4 protein-coding genes are annotated in these 3,504 nt (G+C 70.1%); all 4 read left to right on the top strand.

Annotated elements, in window-relative coordinates:
- Positions 1–151: 151 nt before the first annotated feature.
- The 4 genes from ACFWF2_RS33460 (at position 152) to ACFWF2_RS33445 (ending at position 3,375) form a co-directional block, all read left to right on the top strand.
- A complete protein-coding gene (locus tag ACFWF2_RS33460; RefSeq protein WP_379311483.1) occupies positions 152–1,267 on the top strand; it encodes a YgfZ/GcvT domain-containing protein in 1,116 nt (371 codons plus the stop codon).
- The gene (locus ACFWF2_RS33455) at positions 1,264–2,028 is read left to right on the top strand and encodes an MOSC domain-containing protein (protein ID WP_379311482.1); all 765 of its coding nucleotides are present in this window, start codon (positions 1,264–1,266) and stop codon (positions 2,026–2,028) included. The genes ACFWF2_RS33460 and ACFWF2_RS33455 overlap by 4 nt, the downstream gene beginning before the upstream one ends.
- Positions 2,025–2,975 carry an asparaginase gene (locus ACFWF2_RS33450; protein ID WP_379311481.1) on the top strand — a complete coding sequence of 317 codons (951 nt, stop codon included), beginning with the start codon at positions 2,025–2,027 and terminating at the stop codon, positions 2,973–2,975. The genes ACFWF2_RS33455 and ACFWF2_RS33450 overlap by 4 nt, the downstream gene beginning before the upstream one ends.
- Positions 2,976–3,150: 175 nt before the next feature.
- Positions 3,151–3,375 carry a DUF3073 domain-containing protein gene (locus tag ACFWF2_RS33445; protein ID WP_189030048.1) on the top strand — a complete coding sequence of 75 codons (225 nt, stop codon included), beginning with the start codon at positions 3,151–3,153 and terminating at the stop codon, positions 3,373–3,375.
- Positions 3,376–3,504: the final 129 nt, after the last annotated feature.

Genomic DNA, 3,504 nt, shown 5'->3' with positions numbered 1-3,504 from the left:
GTTCGCATCAGCGACCGCGCCGTCGAGTGTCACAAGTACCCGTTCTCCCATGTGACGAGCGTAGGCGTTATCGCTCCGTTATGCCTACGGCTGCTCCGAATCGGACGCCCGGCTGCGGCGCGTGTCGGTGGACGCGCCTACAGTGGGTCTTGTGTCGGTGGTCGTCGCCCCCAGTCCTGTTCTCCACACTCCGGGTGCCGTCGCGGGCGCACCTGGCTCCCCGGACGCCGCGGTCGCGTGGCATTACGGTGATCCGTTCGGCGAGCAGAAGTCCGCGGCGCAGCGCGTCGCGGTGGTCGATCGCTCGCATCGCAGCGTCGCCAGGATCACCGGCGCCGAGCGGCTGAGCTGGCTGCACACCATCACCAGCCAGCACATCGCCGCGCTGCCCGACGGGCACAGCGCCGAGAATCTCGACCTCGATCTCAACGGCCGCGTGCTGCACCACTTCGTGCTCACCGATCTCGACGGCACCGTCTGGCTCGACACCGAAGCCGAGCGCGGCGCGGACCTGGTCGCGTTCCTGCAGAAGATGGTCTTCTGGGCCGACGCCAAGCCCGAGCCCGCGCCCGACTACGCCGTGCTGAGCCTGCTCGGCCCGCAGGTGAGCACCCTGCTCGGCGCGCTCGGCATCGCCGCGCTGCCCGAGGTCTACGCCGCCGTCGCGGTTCCGGGTGGCGGCTTCCTGCGGCGCATGCCGTGGCCGAGCGCCGATTCCTTCGACCTCGTCATCCCCCGCGCCGAGCTCACCTCCTGGTGGACCAAGCTCACCGAGGCGGGCGCCGAGCCCGCGGGCATGTGGGCCTTCGAGGCCTTGCGCGTGGCCGAACTGCGTCCCCGGATCGGCGTCGACACCGACGAGCGCACCATCCCGCACGAGGCCCGCTGGATCGGCGGCGTCGACGAGCACGGCGCGGTGCACCTGAACAAGGGTTGCTACCGCGGGCAGGAGACGGTCGCCCGGGTGCACAACCTCGGCAAGCCGCCGCGCAACCTGGTGCTGCTGCACCTGGACGGCTCGGCCGACGAGCGCCCGGCCACCGGCGCCGACGTCACCGCGGGTGGCCGCACGGTCGGCAGGCTCGGCACGGTCGTCGACCACTACGAACTCGGCCCGATCGCGCTGGCCCTGATCAAGCGGTCGGTCCCCGCAGGCACCGAACTCGTGGCAGGCACCATGGCCGCCGCCATCGACCCCGACTCGATCCCCGCCGACGATGTCGTACAGGCGGGCCGGGCCGCCGTCGACCGGCTGCGCGGGCGATGAGCCGCCCGATCATGCGCGTCGGTGACACCGGCCGGGTGGAGGCCGTGTGCGTCGTGCACGCCGAACTCGAGGTCCGCACCCGCGTCGGGCGCACCGCCATCGACAAGCGACCCGTCGACGGTCGCGTCGAAGTGCGGGCCCTCGGCCTGGCCGGTGATCACGTCTGCGACACCGCCAACCACGGCGGCGCGCACCAGGCCGTCTACGCCTACGGCGAGGAGGACGCCCGCCGCTGGGCCGGTGAACTCCACCGCGAGCTGCCCGCGGGCTGGTTCGGCGAGAACCTGCGCCTGAGCGGGCTGCCGATCAGCGATGCCGTACTCGGCGCGCACGTCACGATCGGCGACACCCTGCTCGAGGTCAGCGCGCCCCGCGTCCCCTGCTCGACCTTCCAGCAGTGGGCGGGCGAACGACAGTGGGTGAAGCGCTTCACGCTCCAGTCCGACACCGGCGCCTACTTCCGGGTGCTCACCGAGGGCACGGTCGGCGCAGGCGACGAGGTGCGCGTGGTGCACGTGCCCGCCCACGGCATCACCGTGCGCGACGTGTTCACCGGCGCCGACCCCGCGCTGCTGGAACGGCTGCGCACCGAGGAGCCGACCATCTCCGACGACATCCGCATGCAGATCGACCGGCACACCAGAACCCGCACCGACGTTCCCCTGGAGGTCCGGCCCATGAGCGAGCGTCAGCGAGCGAATCAGCAGCTCAGCGTGCGCACGCTCATGACGGAGCCGAGCGCTAGCGAGGCGCAGTCATGAGTGTGGAACTGGTCGAGGTCGTTCGCTCGGGCTTCCGTGAGTGCGTGCACCGCGGCTCGGTCGTCGTGCTCGATGCCGACGGCACGCCCACCCTCGAGCTCGGCGAGGTGCACGGCCCGATCTTCCCGCGTTCCACCAACAAACCGATGCAGGCATTGGCCCTGCTACGCAGCGGTTTCGACCCCGTCGACGACGACGAACTCGCCGTCGCCACCGCCTCGCACTTCGGCGAGCCCGACCACATCGCCCTGGTCCGCAGACTGCTCGACCGCTACGGCTTCGCCCCCACCGACCTCGCCTGTCCGCCCGATCTACCCTTCGATGACCGCGCCCGCGCCGCCGCGCTCACCGGCTCAGGCCCGAGCCCGCTCTACATGAACTGCTCGGGCAAACACGCGGCGATGCTCGCGACCTGCGTGATCAACGACTGGCCGCGCACCGGATATCTCGACGTCGAGCACCCCCTGCAGCAGGCGGTGCTCGCCACGATCGCCGACGTCACCGGCGAGCCGGAAACCGACCTGGGCATCGACGGCTGCGGCCTGCCGATCGTGCCCGTCTCACTGGTCAACCTCGCGCGCGCCTTCGCCGGCTTCACCACGGCCGAAACCGGCACCGCGCCGCGCCGGATCGCCGATGCCGTTCGGGCGAATCCGCGAGTGATTTCGGGCACGAAGGGCCCGGACCTGCTGGCCATGGCGGCCACCCCCGGCCTGTTCTGCAAGATCGGCGCGGACGGTGTGCACGCGGGTGCGCTGCCCGACGGAAGGGCCTTCGCGTACAAGATCGACGACGGTCACGACCGTGCCCGGATGCCCTTGACGCTGGCGATTCTGCGCAGGCTCGGGGTCGATTGGACCGACGAGCACACCGACCTCGCGGCCACCGCGGTACTCGGCGGCGACGCCAGAGTCGGTGTGATCCGCGCGATCCCGGGGGTGCTCTGAGACCGGGTGCGCTCGGCGAAGAAGGGGCAAACGGCACCGGTTCGGTAGTTCTTCACCCACTCCTGGAAGCGCGACCGCCTGACACACGCTAAAGTGTCTGTCAGGAAGAGTATTAATTCGAACGGGGCCGCCAACAAACCCCAGGCCGCCCCGCAGTGACGCGAGGGGGTCAGCCATGGGCCGTGGCCGGGCTAAGGCAAAGCAGACCAAAGTCGCACGTGAGCTCAAGTACAGCTCCGCGCCGACCGACTTCGCGAGCCTTCAGCGCGAGCTGTCGGATAGCACTCCGCTCCACTCCCAACCAAGGAGTGGCGGCGTGATTTCCGATGAGCACGACGCAGACGATTCGCCGTCCCGTTGGAACAACGAGGACGACGACTACGACAGCTGGCGTCGCTGATCGAACGCCGGTGAAGGGGGAGGCCACGACGGCCTCCCCCTTCAACCGTTGTTCCGGCAGCGATCCAGGCTCGCAGCAGTACGGCGAACATCCGAATACACGACGAGCGTCCTGTGCACACACAGGACG

Source organism: Nocardia sp. NPDC060259, from assembly GCF_042728775.1.
GTDB lineage: Bacteria > Actinomycetota > Actinomycetes > Mycobacteriales > Mycobacteriaceae > Nocardia.
This window is presented reverse-complemented; position numbering and strand designations above follow the sequence as displayed.

Coding starts and splice junctions, on each gene's coding strand:
- ACFWF2_RS33450 (WP_379311481.1), top strand. CDS start 2,025: ATGAGTGTGGAACTGGTCGAGGTCGTTCGCTCGGGCTTCCGTGAGTGC.
- ACFWF2_RS33455 (WP_379311482.1), top strand. CDS start 1,264: ATGAGCCGCCCGATCATGCGCGTCGGTGACACCGGCCGGGTGGAGGCC.
- ACFWF2_RS33445 (WP_189030048.1), top strand. CDS start 3,151: ATGGGCCGTGGCCGGGCTAAGGCAAAGCAGACCAAAGTCGCACGTGAG.